Consider the following 20965-nt stretch of genomic DNA (forward strand, 5'->3'; position numbering starts at 1 on the left):
CGCCGCGGGCCTTCTGCAGGCCGAGCGCGCCGGCCTCGCCGTGGACGGTGAGGCGGGCGGCCGCCACGACGGCGGCGACCGCGATCGCCAGCAGCCCGGCCAGCGCGAAGGAACGCACGACATCGGTCCGGTCGGCGCGCCGCTGGAAGTCGGCGGCGACGGTCGACAGTCGCTCGGTCACCTGCGGCGCGGTGGTCGACCGCAGGTCGAGCCGGCAGGGCAGGCTCCCCAGGGTGCGCTCGCCGCACACCGCCGGGACGGCGTCCCGTTCGAAGGCCTCCGACTCGCGGACCAGACCGGCGGGCCCGCCCGTCGCGTCGGTTTGGCCCGGCGGGTCGACGGCCGCCGGGTAGCCCACCGTGACGGCGAACGCGGCGGACGAGCGCGCCTCGACCAGCTCCAGGCCGGACAGGTCCACCAGGGCGGTCGCGGTCAGCAGCCGGCCCCGGTCCGTGTCCCTCGGCCGGGCCTGCTCCAGCATGGGGTGCAGCCGCCACAGGTCGGCGCCCGCGCTCATCGGCCGGAAGACGCCGACCAGGACGGCCTCGGTCCTCAGCCGGGGCCCCGCCTCCAGCAGGAACGGCCGGCCGAGCTCCAGGCCGAGCGCCCGGCGGTTGTGCTCGGAGACGGCCACCTCGACCGGATCCGCCCCGCCGTCGCCCGCCGGACGGGCGGGGGCCCGGCCCTCGACGTACCGGACCAGGTCCGACGCGTCCTGGGCGTGGAGCAGCTGGACGTCCGGGGCGAGGCCGTACGGGCGGGCCACCCCCTCGCCCGAGGCGGCGGCGGCGACCGTCTCGACGCGGACGACCGGGCGGCCGAGCGCGGCGGTCAGCCGGGGGCCGGCCGCGGTGCCGAGACCGGCGACCAGCCGGTCGAGGTCCCGGCGCAGGGTGCCGAGGCGGGGGAGGGGCCGGCCGTGCGAGGCCGGGGTCGCCGCCTCGCCGGGCAGGGGCTGCAGGGACGTGCTGACGGTGACCGGCGCCCCGCCCGCGCCCTCGTGCGCGACGGTCCGGGCGAGGGCGAGCGCGGTCGCCCGCTCGTACGCGGGTTGCCAGGCCGTGGAGAAGGCCGTCATGACGGCGATCAGGCCGGCCAGGAGCAGGTGGAACTGCAGTCGTCGCGCGGCTCCGGTGGTGCGGAGGACCACGGCGGGACCGCTCGGCGGGACGGGCACGGGAAGGCTCCTGGTCCGGTGGGTCGTGGGCGCGCCGGGTGTCGTCATCCGTCCTCCCCGGCGCGCAGGACCCGGGCGAGGTCGGTGCGGGCCAGCCACCCGGCCAGCACCGCCGTGACGGCGGCCACCAGCACCCCGGTGCCGACGGCGGCGGGGACGGCGGAGGTCCAGCCGGCGGTGACGCGCAGGGTGGGGAACACCGCGAGCGCCCCGTCGTCGACCACGATCAGCGGCAGCAGGACCGCGGCGAGCGCCAGCCCCAGGCCCGTCCCGGCGAGGACCGAGAACGCCGTGAGGACCAGGTGCTCGGTGCGCAGGACCCTCGCGGGCAGCCGGGGCGCGCAGCCCAGGGCCCGCAGGACGGCGAACTCCCGGCCGCGGGCCCGCGCCGCGACCGCGGCCTGCACGGTCGTCCCGGTGGCGACGAACAGCGGGGCGAGCAGCAGGCACAGCCACAGCGCGGTGCGCAGCCCCTGCTGGTACGGGGTGCGGGCGAGGCGGTCGGCCGCGTCGGGCAGCGACCGCACCTCACCGAGATCCGGGCGCCCGTGGAGGGCGCGTGCCACGGACGGCGCGGCCCCGGGCGCGACGGCCGCCCACCACCGGGTCTCGGCGACGGGTTCGGCGCCGTCCAGCAGCCGGTGGGCGGCGATCGCCGGGAGGTCGGCGAGGACGGCGGGCCGGTCGCGGGGCTGGCCGGGGACGGCGGCGAGGCGTCCGACGATCCTGGCGCGCACCAGCATGTCGTTGCCCGAGGTGAGGTCGATCCGGGAGCCGATGCCCGCACCCGAGGAGAGCAGGGCGTCGTTCGCCAGGACCGGCACGACGGTCCGCTGGCCCGGCTGCGGCGCCGGGGTGTAGGTGACCTGCGGGGGACGGGAGGTGCCCAGCCCGTTCGGCATGTGGGTGCGCAGGACGGCGTGCAGCAGGGTACCGGGCACCTCGCCGGTGGAGCAGGGCCCGGCCAGGTCGTCGCCGGTGTCCGCGATGGGCTTGGACGGGTTGCGGGGCGGGTGGCCGGGGCAGCCGATGTCCTCGGGCCGGCCGGCCCCCGGGTCGGTGCTCTGCCAGGTGCTCCCCGCGGGAAGGGCGGCGTCCTGCGGGCCGTCGGGGCCGAGGGCGGTGAGCCGCCGCAGGTCGAGGGTCAGGCTCCGCCGGTTGGGCAGTTCCGGTTGGGGGAGGACCGCCACCCTGCTGAGCGTCAACGGGAGGGCCGCGGCCGGTGCCGTGCCGTCCGGCCGCAGGGCGAGGCGCAGGGTGTGCTCCCGCCCGTCGGCGGGCCAGGCCGCGCCGATCTGCGTGGTGAGGCCGTCGGCGTCCTGGACGGACAGCGACAGCCGGACGGCGCCGTCGGGCACCGGGCCGTCGGCGGCGAGGGTGGCGGTGACGTCCAGGGCGGCGGGGTCGCCGGGCAGGGGCAGACCGTGGGTCGGCGGGCCCTGCCGCAGCAGGGGCAGCAGCTCGGCCGGCGGCCGGTCGGACAGGTCCTCGCGCAGCGCCGGCAGGGCGTGCGCGTCCGCGCCCGGGGCCAGGGTCTGCGCCGAGAGGGTCCGTTCGGCGGTGGCGGTGTTCAGCGCCACGACGGTGACCGGCCGGTTCCCGTGGTCGCCGCGCAGTTCGGCGACCGGGGTGACCGCCCGGACACCGTCGACGGCGGCGATCGCGGTGCGGCGGGCCGCGGACGGCAGGTCGCCGCCCGTCACCGAGAGGTCCGCGCCGACCTCGGCGGCCGCCCGGTCGACGTGGCTCGGGCCGAGACTCGCCAGCGCCGTGGCCGAGAGGGCGCAGACCGCCAGGGCGAGGACGGACAGCAGCGCCGTGGTCGCGTGCGCGGAGCGGCGGCCGAGGTGCCAGATGCCGAGGGGGACGGCCAGGCCGGTGGCCCGGGCCGCCCGGCGTTCGAGGACCCGGGTCAGCGGGGGCAGCAGCCGCAGGGTCAGCAGGGCCCCGGCCGCCAGGAGCGCGGCGGGGGTCAGGACCAGCGCCGGGTCGGCCCAGCTGTCGAAGCCGACGGCGGACGGGGCGGCCACCGTGCCGCGGTAGTGGAGGAGTTGGAGGAACCCGAGGAGCGCGAGCAGCAGCAGGCCCAGGTCGACCCCCGTGCGCTGGGCGGCCGCCCGGCGGGGCGACCGCGGCCGGACGGCGCTGTCGCGTCCGCCGCTCACGGCCAGCCGGGCCACCGGGGCCAGCACCCCGGCGGCGTGGACCAGCAGGATCAGGCCGACGGCGGCGAACGCCCCGGCCGGGGGCAGCGCGCCGAGGTCGGCGCGCCCGGTGAGCGCCGCCGCGGCCGGCCGGGCGAGCAGGACCCCGACGGCGGCGGCCGGAAGGGCGACGACGGCCCATTCGGCCGCGCTCGCGGCCAGCAGCCGCCGGGCACCGACCCCGCGGGCGAGCCGCAGGACCTGCTCGGCACGGCGGTGCTCGGCGAGTTGACGGGTGGTCAGCAGAAGGGTGAGGGCGGCGAGCGCGGTCAGCAGGGTGACCGGGACGTACAGCGAGGAACGGGCGGCGAGCGCCGGCAACGAGGTGTCCGCGAGGGCGTGGGGCAGCTCGGTGCGTACGGTCGTCGACGCCAGGGCCGGGGCCGCCTGGCGGTACACCGCGCGGTTCGCGTCGCCCGAGGCGAGGCCGGACACCCGCTCGTGCAGGGCGGCGAGGCCCTCGGGGCGGAGCGTCGTCAGCCGGGGCAGTCCCGTCCAGACGGCCAGGGAGCGCTCCGTCAGGGCGGGGGTGCGCAGGAAGGCGCCCGGGGCGACGACCGCCGCGCGGGAGGCCACCGTCTCCGCGCCCTCGCCCAGGCTGCGCCAGAAGGCCTCGGAGCCGGGGGCCACCCGGTAGGAGCCGGTGATCCGCAGGGTGAGCGTGCGGTTGGACGGGGTGGTGAGGCGCAGCGTGTCGCCCGGGCGCAACGCCAGCCGGCGGACGAGCTCCTGCGGCAGGGCGGCCGGGACCGGGGCGGCCGCGGGGCCCTCGGCCGTCGTGGCGCCTGCCGGTCCGGCGCCGACCGGGCCGGCCGCGGGGTCCTCGTCCGGCGCAGGGGCCTCGTCCGGCCAGGCGCCCTCGGTGATCACGGCGTTCCGGCGGGTCCCGTCACCGGCGAGCGGCAGCAGGGTCGTTCCGGACGGCAGGGCCCCGCGCCCGTCCGGCCGGGTGGTGGTCAGGGGGGTGGCGGTGCGGAACGCGGAGTCCACCCGGGGATCGGCTGCGTCCAGGGCGCGGGCGAGTGCGGCCCTGACGGCGCGGTCGGCCGCGCGGAAGCCCTCGGCCCGGTAGTCCGCCTGGACGGTGACGGCCGTCCGGGGGTCCTCGGCGAGCTGACCGCGGACGCCGTCGAGGACGGCCCGGGCGGAGACGGTGCACAGGGTGGCGACCGCGGCGGCGGACACCAGGACGGCGAGGGCGGCCGCGGCGAGCGGCAGCAGGTGGTGGACGGCTCCGCGCAGGCCCGGACGGTCCAGGGCGGTACGGCGCGGCGTCGGGTCCTGACGGTGCGGCACGTCGGTGTTCTTCCGGTTCGGTGGTTTCGGTGGTGCGGTCGGGACGGGGGGCTCGCGCTGTCAGGGGTGACGGCGGCGGTCAGCCGGTGACCAGCTGCTCGAACAGCCGCTTCAGCTGCCCGTCGGGGCCCACGCCCAGCTCGCTGTGGTGCACCCGGACGGCCGCCCGGTACGCCTCCGCGAGGCTCCCGCGCTCGCCCAGGGCGTGGTGGGCCCGCATCCGCAGCGCCCAACTCCGGTCACGCAGCGGCGATACGGCGAGCAGGGCGTTCACGTCGCGCAGTGCCGCCCGTGGCTCCCCGAGCCGGAGGTAGGCGCCGGCGAGGTCCTCCACGGCCCGCATCCGCTCCTCCTCCAGGTGGCCCAGCCAGCCCGCCAGGGGGCCGTGGCGGGGTACTCCCACCGCGGCGCGGTCCCCGTCCCACAGGGCCAGGGCCGAGGCGAGGAGCTCCGCGCCCCCGGAGCTGTCGCCCGTGCGGAGCGCGAGCCGTCCCTCGCCGGCCCGGTGCAGGAACACCAGGTGGTCGCAGCGCTCCACCGGCACTTCGAGGACGTAGCCGCCGCCCCCGCCCACCAGGTCGGCGCCGTTCCTCAGCTGCCGACGCAGGACGCTGGCGTGGGTGCGGACGTTGGCCACCGCCGACAGCGGAGGTTCCCCCTCCCACAGGGCCTCGATCGCGCGGTCCACGGTGACCGTGCGGTTCGCCTGCAGCAGCAGCGTCACCAGCAGGGTGCGCGCCTTGCCGCCGCCGATCTCCGCGGTCACGTCCCCCGCCCGGGGGTCGCCCTGCCGTACCCGGCCCAGCATGCGAAACGCCGCTTCCACGCCACCTCCAGCCCGTCGAACGCGCATTCGCGCTCCGATCGGCTTGAACCATGCACCGGGTGACGGAGGCTTTGCAAGACTCTTTCGTCATTTTGCGGAAACATCTTGCGATGTGTCGGGCGTGACGGCCCGACGGTCCGGCGCGATGCGCCGGACCACCACACCGAGCAGCCGGTCCACGGGGATCGCGCCCATCTGGCGGGAGTCCGTACTGGCCGCCGCGTTGTCCCCCAGGACCGCCACCGCGCCCTCCGGGAGGCGGTCGGCGCGGCCCTCGCAGGCCGGGGGCCAGGGCTCTCCCGCGAGCGCCGCCAGCCGTTTGACCATCCACCGGCGGCCCCCGGGCGACTCGTCCGGATCGGGCCACGTCCAGTCGGGCCGGGCCGCGGGCGGCACCGGGCACTCCACCACGACGAGCTGCCCGACGGACAGCTCCGCCGGACGGCACCGACGGGCCAGCACCACGTCCCCGTCCCGCAGGGTGGGCGCCATGCTGGAGCCCTCGACGGTGACGACGACCCAGCGCCGCCGCACCCGGCGCACCAGCCCGGCGCCGCCGAGCACGGTCACCAGGACGACGACCGCGGCGATCACCGCGCCACCGCCCCGGCGTCCGCGTACCCCTGCGCCTGCCGGCGGAACAGCGCCGCGTACCGGCCGTTCCCGCGCATGAGCGCGTCGTGGTCGCCCTCCTCGACGACCTCGCCGCCGCGCAGCACCACGATGCGGTCGGCGTCCCGCACCGCGTTGAGGCGGTGCGAGACGAGCAGGCTCGCGCACCCCTCGCGATGGGTCAGCAGCAACCGGTGAACCTCGTGCTCGGCCTCGGGGTCGAGCCCGGCGCTCGGCTCGTCCAGGATCAGCAGGTCCGGCCCCCGGTGCAGCAGCCCCCGCGCGAGCCCGACCCGCTGCCACTGGCCGCCGGAGAGTTCGACGCCGTCCTCGTCGGCCGTCCCGTCCTCGGTGAAGGTCCGCGACAGCATGGTGTCGTAGCCGCGCGGCAGCGCGGCGAGGGTCCCGTCCATGCCCGCCCGCGCCGCCGCTTCGCGGATCCGGCCCGTGTCGCCGACGTGCCGGACGTCCCCGAGCCCGATGTTCTCCGCCGCCGACAGGTCGTAGCGCACGAAGTCCTGGAAGATGCCGCTCATACGGCTCCGCAGCCCCTCGGGGGACAGCTCGCGGATGTCGGTACCGTCCCAGAGGACCGACCCCCGGACGGGGTCGTAGAACCGGCACAGCAGCTTGACCACGGTGCTCTTGCCCGCGCCGTTGTCACCGACGAGCGCCACCGTGCCGCCGGCCGGGATGGTGAGGTTCACCCCCCGCAGGACCCAGTCGTGCTGGTCGGAGTAGCGGAACCAGACGTCGCGCAGCTCCACCCCCCGCTGCAACGGGCCGACGGCGAGCGGGGATTCGGGCACCGGGAGGTCCGGAGGCCGCGTCGTCACCTCCAGGTAGTGCCCGAACAGCGTCAGGTGCTGGTGGGCGACCGCGACCATCACCGCGATGCCCGCCAGGCCGCCCTGCACCGCGGCGACGCCCGAGATGAGCAACGCGAGGTCCCCGATGGTGAGGTCGCCGCCGGCCACCGAACGCACCGCCCAGACGAGCCCGCAGGCCCCGGTCGCGGCGGCCACCAGGGCGGGGCCCGCCTGCGCCAGCGCCGCACGCCGGTCGAGCCGGCGGTGGGTGGCGTTGATGACGCTGCGGTCGCGGCGCATCCTGGCCCGCAGGTGGTCGCCGATCCCGAACAGGCGGATCTCCTTGGCGGTCTGCACGCTGCCGAGGAGGAAGCCGTAGAACGACTCGCGCCGTTCCAGCGGACTCACCGCCAGCGCCGTCCCCACCCGGGCGCGGGCGAGCCGGACCTCCGTGAGCAGCGCGGGCACGGCGGAGAGCAGGACGGCGACGGCGAGCCACGGGTTCAGCACCACCAGCGACACCGCGAACCCGGCCAGGGTGACGGTGGTCCTGGCGAGGCCGACGGCGCTGGCGACGACCTGCGGCGGGGTGTCCTGACCGCACTGCTGGGCCAGCCGGAGCCGGTCGAGCGCCGCCGGGTCCTCGAAGCGGCCCAGTCCGGTGAGGCCGTTGACGGCCGCGTACAGCCGGTCCTGGGCCAGCAGCCCCACGCGGCGGCCGAGTTCGGCGCACATCAGCTGTGCCACGTTCGGCAGCACGGACGCCGCGACGCCGACCCCGGCCAGCGCGACGGCCGGTACGAGCAGGGCCGCGCCCCCCGCCCCCGGGACGGCGAGGGTGTCGAGGACCGACTTGGTCAGCCAGGCGGCGAGCACCGGGAGCGCGGCCTCGACGAGGGCCGTGAGCAGCACCCCGGCCAGTGGCCCGGGCGCCGCCCGCACCGCCAGGGCGGCCACGGCACGCAGCGCGGGTGCCCCGCGGCCCGCACGGCTCACGCGGCGCCCGCCAGGTGGCGGCCGATCACCGACAGGTCACCGCCCACCTCGTGGATCCGCCCGTCAGGGCCGATCGCGCAGACCGCGGGGAAGCCCCGGACCCCGCACGCCGCCGACACCGTCCGGGCCGCTTCACCGTCGACGAGGACGGCGACCCCGGCCAGCGCCCGCGCGTACTCCCGCGCCTCCTCGGCGTCCTCGCCCGGCATGACCACGGCCACCACCTCCGTGGCCGGGAGTCCGGCGTCCCGCACCGCCTCGATGAAGCGGGGCAGGAGGGCGGCACAGGGGGGACAGCCGGGGGAGAGGAACGCGAGGACGGTGCCGGGCACCAGGTCCGCGCGGCCGACCGTCGCCCCGGAGGCGGCGGTGACCGTGAAGTCGTCCACGGCGCCGGAGACGGTCGCGGGGCCGCCGTCGCGGGCCCGGTCCATGACGCGCAGCCGTCGGACGATGCCGAGGGTGAGGGCCAGGTTGAACAGGCACAGCAGGGCCAGCAGGCCCGTGAGAGCATCCGACACGTCCATCGGGACCTCCTACAGATCGGTGTTTCCAGTGGTCACGGCCCGCCCGTCGGCGGGTCCGGCGCGTTCGGTGCGTTCGGCAGGTCCGGCAGGTCCGGCGGGTCCGAAGAGTTCGACCAGGTCGTCGAGGGCGACGACGACGGCCGCCGCGGCGACCCCCGCGACGACGGCGACCCCGGTGGCGGCACCGGCCGGCAGCACGTCCGGCCGGGGGAGCGCGACGGCCGCCACCGTCAGGAGCAGCGCGTTGCGCACGACGTGGCGGCGCCGGAAGGGCACCGGGGCGCCGCCGAAGCACAGGCACGGGGCGCTGATCCCCCGGAGCACGGTGCGCGCCACGGCCAGGGTGAGGACGGTGAGCAGCCCGAGGGCGAGCCAGAGCCCCGTCCGCGCCGTGGGCCCGTACGGCAGCAGCGCCACGACGGCGCACTCCGCGGCGAGCACCGCGATTCCGGCGGCGGGTGCCAGCGCGGGCGGCAGCAGCCGCAGGGCGGCGACACTGTCCAGGTACGCGGCGAACGTCGCGCGCCCGCGCGACTTGCCCGCGGCCGACGCCAGGAACACACACCCGAGCAGCACCCGGCCGGCCGTGCCGGCGTACGCCAGGGGATCCGCTGCGTCCACGGCCCCTCCCTCCGTTCCGCGGTCCGTTCCTCCTGCGGATCGGCACGGTAGGCAGGCGGCATACAGGATCTGTCCTGATGGAGGGGGACCGGTCGTGTACACCGGCGTCATAGGTTCCGGATCGCACCGGCCGCACGGGGCGGCCGGCGTCGGAAGGAGACCGGGATGAGCAAGCTGCAGCGCCTCGTCGACAGGATGGTCACCGGAGTGGCCCCGAAGGTGACCGCCCAGGCGACGTGGTGGACCGACACCAAGTGCGTCTACGTGCCGTTCTGTTCGCGCGGCCAGCTCTACACGAACCGCTGCTGGGACAGCTCGTTCTGCGAGGGCTGGAAGAACACCGGCCGCTGCTGCTGACGGTTCCGCACAGCGGGCGGGCGGCGGCGGGGCACGAGGGCCCGCCGCCGCCCGCTTCGGGTCACAGGTTCCGGGCGAGGATCAGGATCATCCGGGGCTGCCGGTCGAGCCTCGCGAGCACGGTGTTCCCGGCGGTCGTCAGGATGCCGAGCTGGGTGCGGACGGAGGCTTCGGCGGCGTTGTCGGCGTCCTGGAAGCGGGACCACGCGGCACCGAGGAAGCCCATGTCGACGTTGAGGTCGTCGATGGGCGACCGGAAGCGGAACGGCGACTCGCCGAGGGCCTTGGCGAGGCCGCTGAAGGGGTTGGCGGCGCCGAAGACCATGAGGGTCGAGACGGCCGGGAGCACGGCTTCGGCGGGCAGGGCGGCGACGAACGCCGGAAGCTCCATGGCGAGGTAGGTGGCCGCGTCCTCCGCGGTGATGATCGCCGCTTCGGCCAGGCCGTTCAGGATGCCGGCCGGGACGACGGCGGTGATGTCGGCAGTGGTGATCGACTCCCCGGCGCCTCCACCGATCCAGGAGATGAACGTGCCCGATGTCAGCGGTGACGTTCCCACCAGCGCCAGCACCTGTCCGAGTGTCGAGCTGGTCGCGGTCTCGCTCATGACGGCCCCCTGATAAGTGATCTTGTGCGGTGGGCGGTCACTACCCGGCGGCGGCGCGGATCAACCACCCGCCCGCCGTCGGTGATTGGGGTGTGCCCGGGAGACCTGGACGACGGCACCCGCGCGCGATGATGGGTCGACTACCCGGCAGAGAGCCGAAGTTGCCGATCCTCGGACACTCGGCCCAGGCCCCGCCCGGCCACCGCCGGCGGACGTGCCTGGCGTGGCCAGCTCCCGAGGCGTCGAGGATGCCGACCCTCACGCTCTGCGTGAGCGGGGCGACTGCTCGCGGCTCGCCACTTGTCCGGTCAGCACGGCGACCGCGCGGGTCAGGGTTTCGGGGGTGGCCGTGTAGGGGAGCCGCAGGTAGCGGGTGAGGGTGCGGTCGGCGGAGAAGGCCGGCCCGGGCGAGAGCTTCAGCCCCTGGCCGGCCGCGCGGGTGGCCAGGGCGGTGGCGGTCGTACCGTGCAGCCGCAGCCATAGGCACAGACCACCCGGGGGGAGCGTGAAGCTCCACTCGCCGGCCCCCTCCAGCAGCGCCGCGAGGTGGTCGCGCTGGGCGCGGAGCCGGCCGCGCCGGTCGTGCAGCAGGTCCCGCGGGTCGGCCAGGAGTTCGCAGGCGATGAGCTGCTCCAGCGGTGGCGGTGACAGTCGCGCCTGGAGTGGATTGTGCAGGAGTTCACGGATGCGGGCCGCGTCGGTGCGCAGCCAGCCGACGCGTAGTCCGCCCCAGACGAGTTTGCTCGTCGAGCCGATGGAGACGACGGCTCTGCCGGCCAGGTGCGGGACGGGCTCGGCCGGAGTGCGCAGGTCCAGGTCGCGCAGGGTCTCGTCGGCGATGATCGTCATGTCGTTGCGGGCCGCCAGTTCGGCCACGTGGTCGCGTAGGTCGGCGGACATGAGCGCGCCGGTGGGGTTGTGGAAGTCCGGTGTCAGGTAGGCCAGTCCCGGCCGTACTGTCGTGATGGTGTGGGAGAGGTGGGCCGGATCCCAGCCGTCGGAGGTGACGGGTGAGGCCGCCAGCCGGGCACGGCGGCGTCGCAGGATGGCCAGTGCGCCCTGGTAGGTGGGACTCTCCACCAGGACGGGCCGGGCGCGGTCGTGCAGGTGGTCGGCAAGGAGGGTGAAGGCGGCCCGGGCGCCCGAGGTGACCAGGATCTGGTCGGGGTGGGTCGGCAGGCCCTCGCGGGTGTAGCGGTCGGCCAGCAGGTCCCGCAGTTGCGGTAGGCCCGCGTCGGGCTCGGCCGAGTCCATGAGCAGGGATGCCGATCGCTCCACCGCTCTGCGGGATGCCTCCAGATAGGCGGCCTGGGGGGCGGCCGGCACCGCGCGGGTGAAGTCCAGTCCGTCCCCGTGGTCCATCGACCAGGGCGCGGTGCGCTCGGTGATCTCCGGTGGGAGCCGTACGTCACTGCCGCTGCCGTGGTGGGTGCGCAGCCAGCCGGTGTCGCGGAGTACGGACAGGGCGGTGACCACGGTGCCGCGGCTGATCCGGAGGGCTGTGGCGAGGGCACGTTCGGAGGGCAGTCGCGTGCCGATCGGGATCCGTCCGTCGATGACGGCGTCCTGGATCGCTGCGGCGAGTACCTGTGCGAGTGGTCCTGGCTCCTGCCGCCAGCCGCCCAGAGCGGAGGCGATTCCGGGGCCGCGGGTTCCGGTCATTGGTCCAGTTTGGCAGATGTGGACCAGGACTCGGAGCGGGGGCGGTTCGTAGTGTCGGAGCCGCCGACCCGTGACCGTGCCCCGAGGAGCCGACCCTTGTACCCTGTGCCCTCCGCAGATCCGACCAGCCCGCCGGCCCTCCCCGGGCCCACCCGTGAGGCAGCCGAGCAGGCCCTCGTCGGTCCTGGCGGCCGGAAGCCAGCCCCGCTGTCACGGGTCACGGCATGAGTGGCTGGTTGCGGAAGACCACCGAGGGACTGCCGGCCACGTTCTGGTACCTGTGGACGGCGTCGCTGATCAACCGGACCGGCGCGGTGGCTCAGATCTATCTCGGGGTGTATCTGCTGTCGGTCCGGCACTTCGACGCCTCCTACGCGGGCCTGGTCATCGGTCTGGGCGGGATCGGCACCGCCCTGGGCACACTTCCCGGCGGGATCATCGCCGACCGGTGGGGGCGGCGTCCGGCGATGCTCGGAGCATCCGTGCCGGCGGCGATGACGATGCTGGCCCTGGGCCGGACCACCGGCCAGGTGGCCATCCTGGTCCTGGCGTTGCTGCTCGGGGTGTTCCTCGGCGTCGTCCGGCCGGCGTTCACCGCGTCGATCATCGACGTCGTCGCCGACGCCGACCGGGTCCGGGCCCTGAACCTGAACTACTGGGCGGTCAACCTGGGTTCGGGGGCGGCGGCGTTGCTCGCCGGCCTGCTGGCCAGGACCGATCCGATGCTGCTGTTCGCGACGAACGCCGGCGTACTGCTGTGTTCGACACTGCTGCTGGCGCTGAAGGTCCCGGAGACCAGGCCGGCCGCCCAGGTGGCCGGGGCCGGTTCGGTCGGGCTCGGCGTCGTCCTCCGGGACCGGACCTTCATGGTCTTCGTCGGACTGACCCTGCTCGGCTGGACGATGATCGAGACCAACAAGATGCTGCCGGTCTCCCTGGTCGCCGACGGGCTGGACGCGACGTCGTACGGGCAGGTCATCGTGGTCAACATGGTGCTGATCGTCGTCGGTCAACTCTTCCTGCCCGGACTCGTGGCCCGGTTCCGTCCCGAGCACGTGCTGGCCGCCTCGGTCATGTTCACCGGGGTCGGCTTCGGGCTGGTCACCCTCGCCGACACGCTGGGCGCGTACGCGCTGACGGTCGCCGTCTGGACCCTCGGCGAGATGCTGATGACCGTGGCGAACTCCGCGCTGACCGTCCAGCTCGCGCCGGCCGACGCCAGGGGCCGGTACCAGGCCCTCTTCGGATTCGGCCTGACGGTCGCGATGTTCCTCGGGCCGGTGCTCGGCGGACTCGTCGCCGAACACCTCGGTACGGGCACGCTGTGGGTCGGAGTGTTCTGGCTCGGTCTCGTCCTGGCCGCCACGCACCTGGCGGTCGGTCCCGCCCGGTCCCGTCGAGTGGCGCTCCTGCAGGTCACGCCCGCAACGGCCCGCGAGCGGGCCCCGGTCTGACACGTGAGCACCCTCCAGCACCTGGCAGACTGGTGAACCAGGGCCCCGACGAGCCGGCTCGACGAGCGGGGAGGACGGGGGCCGCGGCGCCGGGTGTTCGCAGGGGGACGGAATCCCGGCGCCCCGACCCCCGGCGCCGGTGACGAAGTGGAGGAGCTCCCATGAGCGTTCGGCCGGAACACCTTCCCGCTCCGCCGCCCGCGCCGGCCCCGCGCGCCGCGGCCCGGCTGCTGTCACGCATCCGCGGGCAGGAGGACGCGGACCGGGTGAGCCGGTGGCTGCCCGCGTTCGAGCGGGACTGGGCCAAGGCCGTGGACGACTCCCGCCAGACCTACGACCTGACACCCCTTCATGACGTCGTCCGCACCTGGCAGTCACGTCTGGACAGCGCTCCCGCGGTCGACGCCTTCCTCGCCGGCGGGATGGACGACGCGGACGGCACCGACCTCGGCCGGTTCCTCGGGAGGCGTCCGTGAGCGGCCACACCTGGCCCGTCCGGCTTTCCCCCAAGGCCGGCAAGACCTTCGTCGAACTGCCACTCCACGCGCAGCAGTTGGTCCGCGACCTGCTCGACATCGCCTCCCGCACCCCGTGGGGCTGGCCGCAGTGGGACGCCACCGACCCCGAGGGCGAGAGCGTGCGGTGCGCGTCCATCGGGCAGCTCAGTCTCGTGTACCTGGCCAACGGCGTGGCGGGCCGGCTGTACGTGATCGACATCGTCTGGCTCGGCTGAGCGCGTCCGGTCACGTGATCCTTCATGCCGGATGATCAAATTAAAATGACGTCAATCACCTTGTTTTCGAAGGTAATTGGTTGACATGGCTTCACTTTCCGGGCTCCGTTGGTGATCGAAGCAAGATTGCCCGGGTTAGAGTTACCGATGGGTAGTCAGTTCCGGCTGAGCCCGTCCGTACCAACCCTCTTCGAAGGAGAACCATGCTTCGACGCCTTTCGACCGCCGCCCTGGCCGCCGCCATCACCGGCGGCGCGCTGCTCGCCATCGTCCCCGCGCAGAGCGCGTCCGCCGCCGGGATGGTCACCTGCAACGTCGGCGAGCTGCGGGACCAGGCCCACCAGCTGCGCCGGCAGGGTCAGTACGCCCAGGCGAACGCCCTTGAGGCGCGCGCCCAGGCCTGCGAGGATGCCGACAACAACAACGCCCGCTGGTGGTGACCTCCATCAGGGGCTGACGCCTCCTGACCGGCCCGCCGCCGCTTGCTCCGGCGGCGGGCCCCCGCGCCGGACGCCCCGCGGCCCCGCCGCTCCTCGGAGCCGCAGGGCCGCGGGGCCGGCCGCGGCGTCGCAGTCGGCGGAAACCCACTCGTCAACGGGCGGGCCGGTCGGTACCGTCGCCGGCATGTGCTTCTACGCCATGACCCCCTACAAGCTGCACTACGCGTGCCCGCCGTGCCGCGTGACGTTCAAGAGGCACCCCGAACCCGGCCAAACGCACACCTGCCCCCGGTGTGACAGGCCGCTCCTCTGCGCGGGTCACGACTTCGCCGCGCCCCGGCGGCACGACGTGAACGCCTGGTCGGTCGTCGCCGCGGTGCTGAACGCGGGCCTGCGCTACGAGGGCCGGGAGCCCTGCGGGTGCGCCCGGGAGCCCAAGTTCCGGCCGCGCACCCGGGCCCAGCTCCGGGCCCGGCGCATCGTCGCGGCCCGCACCGGCACCCCGCTGGCGCGACTCCTCGGGCAGCGGGACCCGTACGCGCCGTCCTGAACGCCGGAACGCCCGAACGCCGGCACGCCTGAACCGCTGCCCGCGGTGGCTACGGGGTTGACGCGGGCAGATGGTGCCAGTCGTGACCGCAGGTGCCCCGGCAGTAGGTCTCCCGGCGGCGGGTGTCGGCGACGGCGAACGTGCTGACCAGGACCCGGAACGCCGTCAGGTGCTCGTCGGCGGGCAGTCCGCAGAAGCTGTAGCGGGGCGGGTCCATGCAGATCATCACCGATGGGTTGGCCCGGGGCTTCACCCCGGACCTCGCGACCCCCGCACGCCCGTCCTCGGCCGTGATGTGCGCCTGCATCGCGTACCCGCCGACCTGGTGCAGCACCTCCTCCCGGCCCGCCGGGGAGAGGGCGGTGAACCAGGCCACCCCGTCGTCCAGGGTGCGCAGGTCCTGGGCGATCTCGTTGACGATCCGCTCGGTCTCGCTCCGCAGCGACCGTCCGTCCTCGTGATCCGTCGCGTTCATCCGCTGATCATCCCACGCCGCCGGCCCGCCGCAGGGCCCGATCGGCCGTGCCCGGGGCCCCGGAGATCTCCACCCTGGGGGCCGACCGGCCACCACCCGGCCGGCGGAGACACCGGGGAACGCCGCCGGCCGGGTCGGCAACGGCTGGTGCAGGTGGTGGCACGATCACCGGCGGATGATCCCCGTCATGAGCGGCCCGCATCCGGAACCCGGGCCGCGACCCGTGCCCATGACGGGAGTCAGGCGTAGTCGGCCGGTGGCTGGGCGATTCCGGGGCCGCCCGGGTGAGGAGTGCGGACGTAGTCCTCCGGAGGCATGGGAAGCGCCTGTAGGCAGGCCGCGGAGCAGGCGTTGACCAGGAGCGGAAGCACGTCGGTGGCGACCCGCAGGGAGACCCACACCTGGTGGACCTCGGTGCCTTCCAGCGACCGGTCGCACACACTGCACGTGCTGATCCCGGTGGCACCCCGTTCCCCGGGCGCGACGCCGTCGAGGCCGCGAGCGCCGGCCACGACGCGTCCGGACCGCAACGGGGGGAACGGTGGGCGGATCTTCTCGTTCCCGTACAGGGCCCGCGTGCTCACGGTGCTCCGCTTCAGGTTCGGGCACCTGGTCAGCTCGTACGGGAACCAGTGCAGCCGGTACGACGTGTACGGGGTGAACTCCTCCAGGCCGGTCATGGCGCCGATCTCCGGCGGAATCCGGACCAGGTTGCTGCCGTAGAGGACGAAGTGCTTGACCGCGGTGAGTTTCGCGATGGTGGATGGCAGGGTGACGATCTGCCGCCGCTCCTGCGGACTCATGTCGGCCAGCGGCCGGAACACCTCGCGCCCGTCGGCGGCCGCCCTCCTCGACCAGCGCCAGGAGGTGCTGCCAGGCCGACGACGACGTGTCCTGCCGATCATCGTGGAATCGCACCCGGCGCCGGTTGGTCACCCGGTACTGGTCGAAGCACGTACAGACGTCGCGGTAGGACGCGCTGCTGTTCGGGGCCGGGTCCGACGTGTCGCCCCACCGGTTGGTCAGCAGCTTCGGCTCCGCTTCGTTCGCCATGGCGGACAGCATACGGAACGGCGGGCGGGGGCGGGCAGGTCGTCAAGCGGCGGGCATCCGACCCGGGTTGCAACACCGTAACCTCGCCGCCCCACTTGAAGTTATGGGCGGGGCGGGGACGGCGGTCCGACCTTCGCGCGAGGCCCGTGGTGGACCGCCCCGACGACATCCGTACACGACAGTGGGGTGAATGGAATGCCTCTTGAGGGCGAGTACGAGCCGAGTCCGGCGCAGTGGGTGCGCGAACAGGTCGAGCTGTACGAGAGCTCGGGTGGCACACAGGGCACGACGCTCTGGGACACGGGCCTGCCTGTCGTCATCGTCACGATGCGCGGCGCGAAGAGCGGCAGGATCCGCAAGATCCCGCTGATGAGGGTGGAGCACGAGGGGCGGTACGCGGCGGTGGCCTCGAAGGGTGGTTTCCCGAGCCACCCGGTCTGGTACTTCAACCTCAAGGCCGACCCGCGGGTGGATCTCCAGGACGGCCCCGAACGCCGGGGCATGACGGCCCGTGATCTCAGCGGGGACGAGAGGGCCCGGTGGTGGCGGCGCGCGGTCGCCGCGTATCCACCGTACGCCGAGTACCAGGAGAAGACCGACCGCGTGATCCCGGTCTTCGTACTCGAACCCGAGCACCCGGCCGGCCCGGCGAACGCCTCGGCGCCGACGAGGAACTGAGCCTCGGACCCCGCCCCCGGGCAATTGGCGTCACCGCCGCACTACTCGTCCGGGCAGGCCTTGGCCTTGAAGTCCGTCATGGGGACGACGACCGTGGATTCGCCGTTCTTCGAGATGCTGTTGTAGCGGACGTGTCCCGGGGTGATCCGGTCGCGGTCAGCCAGGGTGAATGAGACCTGACGCGACGACCATGAGTTGTCCTTGGTCCAGCCGTACAGCGCGTAGGTGGTCATGGGGGTGAGCGGGGCGAGAGAGCGGGTTTCGCTCCACCCGGCGGCGGGGGAGTCGAGCGTCCACGTGGTGAGACCGGGTTCGAGGGGACGGTCGGCGGTCCATGAGCCGACGTTCACCGACTCCCCGGCTTCGGTGCCGCGCACGTAGAGGCTGGCGCCGTCGATCCGATGCCCGCAGACCATCATGACGCCGAGAAGACGGCCGTCATCGGTCACGGAGATCCCGGCGACGGCATCGACGGGAACGGTGCATCCTGCGGTCGCCGCCAGGCCCCCGCAGACCGCGGCGGCACCGACGAGACGCCGGAAGACGGACCGCGCAGTGGCCGACCACATGACCTGCCCCCTGTCCGGCGCACGATCGGGCACCTTGCCCCTGACCGGATCGGGGCGCGCCGCACGGCTACGGCCATTGTCGATCACCGGCTGATGGCTGTGGCCACAGAGTAGACCCTGCAGGCTGACAGCCGATGTCGAGGGCTCAGCAGTTCGAGCGCTATGCCCAACCAGGCCGCCGGCACGCGGGGAGGAACCGGGCCGTGACCTCGCCGCCCTGAGGTCGGTCGCGTGACACCCGTGTCTGTGCGGAGGGCCTGCCGGTGGCCTACTCGTGTTCGCGGACATCTGCCGAGGCGGGTCCTGTCGGCCTTCCGACCGGCCGGCCCGTCACGAGAACCGCCGGAGTCGCTCCGCAGCCTGGGCAGGGGTGTCGTAGTAGCCAGGCCGCGCTACCAGGACCGAGCTGAAGTAGTGCCCCTGCTCCTCCTCCGGCTCGTCGTCGGCTGCGAACGGGCGCCAGAAGCTCAGCAGCAGGTCGTGGGCGATGAATGAGCCGACGTCGTCGCGATCCTCCTCGATGGGGGTGAACTCGCCGACGCGCCGGACGACCTCCCGGGCCGGAAGCGCGAACACATCCACACCCCGGAAGAGCACTCGGTCCGTCCGGGTTGACGGTCTCCCCAGTTCTACGGCTTCGAGCAGGTCACGCGCGCAGTGGATGCTGATCATCAGCCCGCTGGGACGGAAGACGTGCTGCCCCGGCCGGTCGGACTCCGACGCGGCGGAAGGAGCGCGAAGCGAGCCCAGCGCCGTGCTGGCCGCATGCCGAGTCATACCGATCCGCAACGAGCCGACGCCGGTGGGTGGAGCGAGGTCGAAGTCCATGCGGGCATGATGCCGAACTGGCCGGCCGACGAGTGAGTACCCTCCTGTGCGAGATCATCTTCACCGCGCGGTACCCCGGATCCCGCCCGATGTCGCGAACGGTCACACAGTCCCGGAAGGCCGCAGAGCGTGAGCACTCCACCGACGTCGGGGCCAGAGCCCGAGAGATGGGTCCCGGCGGTCCACGAGCGATCCCGAACCCCTCGGCGCGCTGTCCTGCGCCTCCGAGCTTCGGACCGCGCGAGGCTGTTGTCAGCCGTAGCCGCCTCCATGCACCATGGCAGGCATGGAGGCGGGGGTGGGGGAAGCGGCCAGGCGGATCATCGAGCAGGAGGACCAGCTCGTCTGTCAACGGTTGTACGGGCAACTGGCGGGCCGTGGGCAGGAGGCCCAAGAGGTCTTCGACAGTCTCGGCCCGTTGCGTGAGAACGGCACCGACTTTCTGGGGAGACCGAGGCAGGCCGCCCTGGACACGCTCCGGCGCGCCTGCCGGTGGGCGCTCGACGGGCACGGCTTCCCCGGTCCCTGGGGCATCTTCTACTCGTGCACGTTCCAGGGCTCGGCGGCCGGACCGGGCGTTTTCGCCGTGCCGTCCCTGGACCACCAGCGTCTGCGCCTGGTGCAGGCACGCAAGGTCTCCCGCCGGGACTTCGAGACCGCGCTGACGACGGCCCGCTACCGCGCCCAGCGGTTGGCGCTGTTGTACTCCGAACTCACGATCGTGAGGCCGGTCCTCGATCTGCCCGCGGAACAGGACCCGCCACGGCACGGACGTCTCAGGGACGGAATCGTCGGCCGCGCGCTGTGCGCGGAGATCGCGGAGCGGCTCACGGACGGGCAGGCGCTCCGGCGCGCCGCCGCCGCTGGGCACCAGGTGGTGCCCGCGATCCGGACGTGGGCCTCGGCGACGGCCGCGGTCCTCGATCGGGGTCTGACCAACGACGAGGTGGGTGGCGGCCTTCGGCTGGTGACCAAGGGACTCGCGTACTGCGAGAGTCGGGCCGTACCCCACCCGGTGGCGCTGGCCGGCGCCTATCTGACGCTCGGCCTGGACTATCTCGAGAAGGTGGAGAAGCAGATGCCGGACCACATCGAAGCGTCGGGCCAGGGCACGCAGCGGGCGGTCACCGTCCACGGCAACGTGGGAGCGATCAACAGCACGGTGACCAACAGCAGCCTCGTGGTGGCCGAGACGGTCCGAGGTATCGAGGTCAGTGTCGGCGCCCTCGACCGCGACGGACGGCACGACACCGCGGCCGCCCTTCGCGCACTCACCCGAGCCGTCCAACAGGACCCCTCGCTCGCGGACGACCGCGCCCGGCTCCTCGACCACGTCGCCGACGTCGCCGAGGCGGCCGCCGAACCGGACCGCCCCCGTGCGCTGAGCCGGGCCCGTCTGGCCATGGCCGCCATCACCGGTGCGGCCGGCACGTCCACCCAGCTCGCCCAGACCCTGACCACCTGGCAGGACACGCTCGGTGGCCTGTTCTGAGCCGACGGCCTTCGCGGCTCGTCGGAGCACCTCGATGCGATCGCGGTGATGCTCGGTCGCCTGACGGGGGGTCTGGTCCTGCGCGAGCCGGCGCGGGGCGGGGTGCTGTTCAGCCGCTGGTGTGGTCGAGGGCCGCGAGGAGGGTGGACAGGCCCGTCTCGTCCGTGGCCCAGACGGTGGCGTACCACCGGTCGCGCCACTGGGCGAGCAGGATCCGCTGGCGGTGGTCGCCGCGGTGGTAGCGCAGGGTGCCGTCGGTGGTGGGCGGGCCGGGGGTGAAGTCGCGGCGGAGCGTTTCGAGGAGGGCGGTCGGTTCCGCCGTCCCGTCGAGGGCGAGGGTGGTGCCGTCGAGGTGGACGGGGGCGTCCCAGATGCGGGAGAGGACGGAGTCGGAGAAGCGGTCGGCGTACGGGCGCCAGACGGCGGATGGCGTCACGTCGTCGAAGGAGATCACCACCGGCGGGTCGTCGGTGCCGTCGAGGCGGACGGCCAGGATCCAGACGCCCTGGTTCTCGATCATGAACGGAAGGAGGCCGAGGGCGGCGACGGGGTCGATGGTCCGCTCCTCCTGCTCCTCGACGCCGTCCGGCCAGTCGTCGTCGTCCTCGGGCCAGTAGTAGGTCTCCTCGCGGCCGAGACGGTCGGCGTCGAGGACGGCGTCGTCGTTGCTGAACTCGCGCAGGGTGGGGGCGCCTTGGGCGAGGGAGAACCACTCACGCACCGAGGCGGGAAGGGCCCGGCCGTGCACGGACTCGAAACGGTCGAGTGCGGCCTCGGCGTGCGGTGACACGGTGAGGTCCATTCCGGCGAGGTCGGCCGCACGGGCGTGGAACCGTGGCGTGTGCGCGTTCATTCCGGGCACCCCTTTCCCCAGTGGGTCGGCGGGCCGGATGCCCGCGGTTCGCGGGTGACCCTAGCGGACCCCGCCGACACCGCCGCGGCCGGTACGGGCCGCCGAGCCGCAGGCGGGCGCCAGGGGCGGGGCGGCAACGTGGCGGC

General features: G+C 74.2%; 21 protein-coding genes and 1 pseudogene. 8 read left to right on the forward strand and 14 right to left on the reverse strand.

Going from position 1 to position 20965, the window contains the following annotated elements; translation table 11 throughout:
* The 7 genes and pseudogenes from ACWEQL_RS22530 to ACWEQL_RS22560 all read right to left on the reverse strand — a co-directional run.
* A pseudogene (locus tag ACWEQL_RS22530) lies at positions 1 to 1177 on the reverse strand (hypothetical protein); the annotation flags it as partial.
* Between the two features lie 44 nt (positions 1178 to 1221).
* Entirely contained in the window at positions 1222 to 4677 is a 3456-nt protein-coding gene (locus tag ACWEQL_RS22535; RefSeq protein WP_452152080.1) for an FtsX-like permease family protein, read from the reverse strand.
* A gap of 79 nt (positions 4678 to 4756) precedes the next feature.
* Positions 4757 to 5503 carry an AfsR/SARP family transcriptional regulator gene (locus tag ACWEQL_RS22540; protein ID WP_452152081.1) on the reverse strand — a complete coding sequence of 249 codons (747 nt, stop codon included), beginning with the start codon at positions 5501 to 5503 and terminating at the stop codon, positions 4757 to 4759.
* Between the two features lie 87 nt (positions 5504 to 5590).
* Complete coding sequence (locus ACWEQL_RS22545; protein WP_452152082.1) at positions 5591 to 6097, reverse strand: S26 family signal peptidase; 507 nt, start codon at positions 6095 to 6097, stop codon at positions 5591 to 5593.
* Positions 6094 to 7920, reverse strand: a complete 1827-nt coding sequence (locus ACWEQL_RS22550; protein ID WP_452152083.1) for an ABC transporter ATP-binding protein — start codon at positions 7918 to 7920, stop codon at positions 6094 to 6096. Before ACWEQL_RS22550 ends, ACWEQL_RS22545 begins: the two co-directional genes overlap by 4 nt.
* Complete coding sequence (locus ACWEQL_RS22555) at positions 7917 to 8447, reverse strand: TlpA disulfide reductase family protein (RefSeq protein ID WP_452152084.1); 531 nt, start codon at positions 8445 to 8447, stop codon at positions 7917 to 7919. The genes ACWEQL_RS22550 and ACWEQL_RS22555 overlap by 4 nt, the downstream gene beginning before the upstream one ends.
* A 9-nt stretch (positions 8448 to 8456) precedes the next feature.
* Positions 8457 to 9068 carry a MauE/DoxX family redox-associated membrane protein gene (locus ACWEQL_RS22560; protein WP_452152085.1) on the reverse strand — a complete coding sequence of 204 codons (612 nt, stop codon included), beginning with the start codon at positions 9066 to 9068 and terminating at the stop codon, positions 8457 to 8459.
* Between the two features lie 165 nt (positions 9069 to 9233).
* On the opposite strand from ACWEQL_RS22560, the gene ACWEQL_RS22565 reads away from it, so the two are divergent.
* Complete coding sequence (locus ACWEQL_RS22565; RefSeq protein WP_452152086.1) at positions 9234 to 9425, forward strand: hypothetical protein; 192 nt, start codon at positions 9234 to 9236, stop codon at positions 9423 to 9425.
* A 61-nt stretch (positions 9426 to 9486) separates the two neighbouring features.
* On the opposite strand, the gene ACWEQL_RS22570 is transcribed toward ACWEQL_RS22565, so the two are convergent.
* Together ACWEQL_RS22570 and ACWEQL_RS22575 are read right to left on the reverse strand one after the other, a co-directional pair.
* Complete coding sequence (locus ACWEQL_RS22570) at positions 9487 to 10032, reverse strand: flagellin (RefSeq protein WP_452152087.1); 546 nt, start codon at positions 10030 to 10032, stop codon at positions 9487 to 9489.
* Positions 10033 to 10290: 258 nt separating this feature from the next.
* Positions 10291 to 11694: an aminotransferase-like domain-containing protein gene (locus ACWEQL_RS22575; protein ID WP_452152088.1), complete on the reverse strand. Its 1404-nt coding sequence runs from the start codon at positions 11692 to 11694 to the stop codon at positions 10291 to 10293.
* Positions 11695 to 11918: 224 nt separating this feature from the next.
* On the opposite strand from ACWEQL_RS22575, the gene ACWEQL_RS22580 reads away from it, so the two are divergent.
* From ACWEQL_RS22580 to ACWEQL_RS22600, 5 genes are all read left to right on the forward strand, one after another.
* The gene (locus tag ACWEQL_RS22580; RefSeq protein WP_452152089.1) at positions 11919 to 13148 is read left to right on the forward strand and encodes an MFS transporter; all 1230 of its coding nucleotides are present in this window, start codon (positions 11919 to 11921) and stop codon (positions 13146 to 13148) included.
* 161 nt (positions 13149 to 13309) lie between these two features.
* Positions 13310 to 13624 (forward strand): DUF6247 family protein, encoded by a 315-nt coding sequence (locus ACWEQL_RS22585; RefSeq protein WP_452152090.1) that lies wholly within the window; start codon positions 13310 to 13312, stop codon positions 13622 to 13624.
* Positions 13621 to 13881: a hypothetical protein gene (locus ACWEQL_RS22590; protein ID WP_452152091.1), complete on the forward strand. Its 261-nt coding sequence runs from the start codon at positions 13621 to 13623 to the stop codon at positions 13879 to 13881. The genes ACWEQL_RS22585 and ACWEQL_RS22590 overlap by 4 nt, the downstream gene beginning before the upstream one ends.
* A gap of 203 nt (positions 13882 to 14084) precedes the next feature.
* Positions 14085 to 14321: a hypothetical protein gene (locus ACWEQL_RS22595; protein WP_452152092.1), complete on the forward strand. Its 237-nt coding sequence runs from the start codon at positions 14085 to 14087 to the stop codon at positions 14319 to 14321.
* Between the two features lie 184 nt (positions 14322 to 14505).
* Positions 14506 to 14871, forward strand: a complete 366-nt coding sequence (locus ACWEQL_RS22600) for a hypothetical protein (protein ID WP_452152093.1) — start codon at positions 14506 to 14508, stop codon at positions 14869 to 14871.
* A gap of 49 nt (positions 14872 to 14920) precedes the next feature.
* Here the strand turns inward: ACWEQL_RS22600 and ACWEQL_RS22605 are convergent, their stop codons facing one another.
* A complete protein-coding gene (locus tag ACWEQL_RS22605) occupies positions 14921 to 15346 on the reverse strand; it encodes a DUF5958 family protein (RefSeq protein WP_452152094.1) in 426 nt (141 codons plus the stop codon).
* Between the two features lie 239 nt (positions 15347 to 15585).
* The gene (locus ACWEQL_RS22610; RefSeq protein WP_452152095.1) at positions 15586 to 16251 is read right to left on the reverse strand and encodes a leucine-rich repeat domain-containing protein; all 666 of its coding nucleotides are present in this window, start codon (positions 16249 to 16251) and stop codon (positions 15586 to 15588) included.
* A 343-nt stretch (positions 16252 to 16594) separates the two neighbouring features.
* Between ACWEQL_RS22610 and ACWEQL_RS22615 the strand changes: the two genes are divergently transcribed.
* Positions 16595 to 17077 carry a nitroreductase family deazaflavin-dependent oxidoreductase gene (locus ACWEQL_RS22615; RefSeq protein WP_452152096.1) on the forward strand — a complete coding sequence of 161 codons (483 nt, stop codon included), beginning with the start codon at positions 16595 to 16597 and terminating at the stop codon, positions 17075 to 17077.
* Positions 17078 to 17118: 41 nt separating this feature from the next.
* Here the strand turns inward: ACWEQL_RS22615 and ACWEQL_RS22620 are convergent, their stop codons facing one another.
* Positions 17119 to 17733 (reverse strand): hypothetical protein, encoded by a 615-nt coding sequence (locus ACWEQL_RS22620; protein WP_452152097.1) that lies wholly within the window; start codon positions 17731 to 17733, stop codon positions 17119 to 17121.
* A 243-nt stretch (positions 17734 to 17976) separates the two neighbouring features.
* Positions 17977 to 18474 carry a hypothetical protein gene (locus ACWEQL_RS22625; RefSeq protein ID WP_452152098.1) on the reverse strand — a complete coding sequence of 166 codons (498 nt, stop codon included), beginning with the start codon at positions 18472 to 18474 and terminating at the stop codon, positions 17977 to 17979.
* 286 nt (positions 18475 to 18760) lie between these two features.
* On the opposite strand from ACWEQL_RS22625, the gene ACWEQL_RS22630 reads away from it, so the two are divergent.
* Positions 18761 to 19966, forward strand: a complete 1206-nt coding sequence (locus tag ACWEQL_RS22630) for a hypothetical protein (RefSeq protein WP_452152099.1) — start codon at positions 18761 to 18763, stop codon at positions 19964 to 19966.
* Between the two features lie 109 nt (positions 19967 to 20075).
* Here ACWEQL_RS22630 and ACWEQL_RS22635 read toward each other — a convergent pair whose 3' ends face one another.
* Positions 20076 to 20819 (reverse strand): hypothetical protein, encoded by a 744-nt coding sequence (locus ACWEQL_RS22635; RefSeq protein ID WP_452152100.1) that lies wholly within the window; start codon positions 20817 to 20819, stop codon positions 20076 to 20078.
* Between the last annotated feature and the right edge of the window lie 146 nt (positions 20820 to 20965).

The organism is Kitasatospora sp. NPDC004240 (assembly GCF_053603215.1).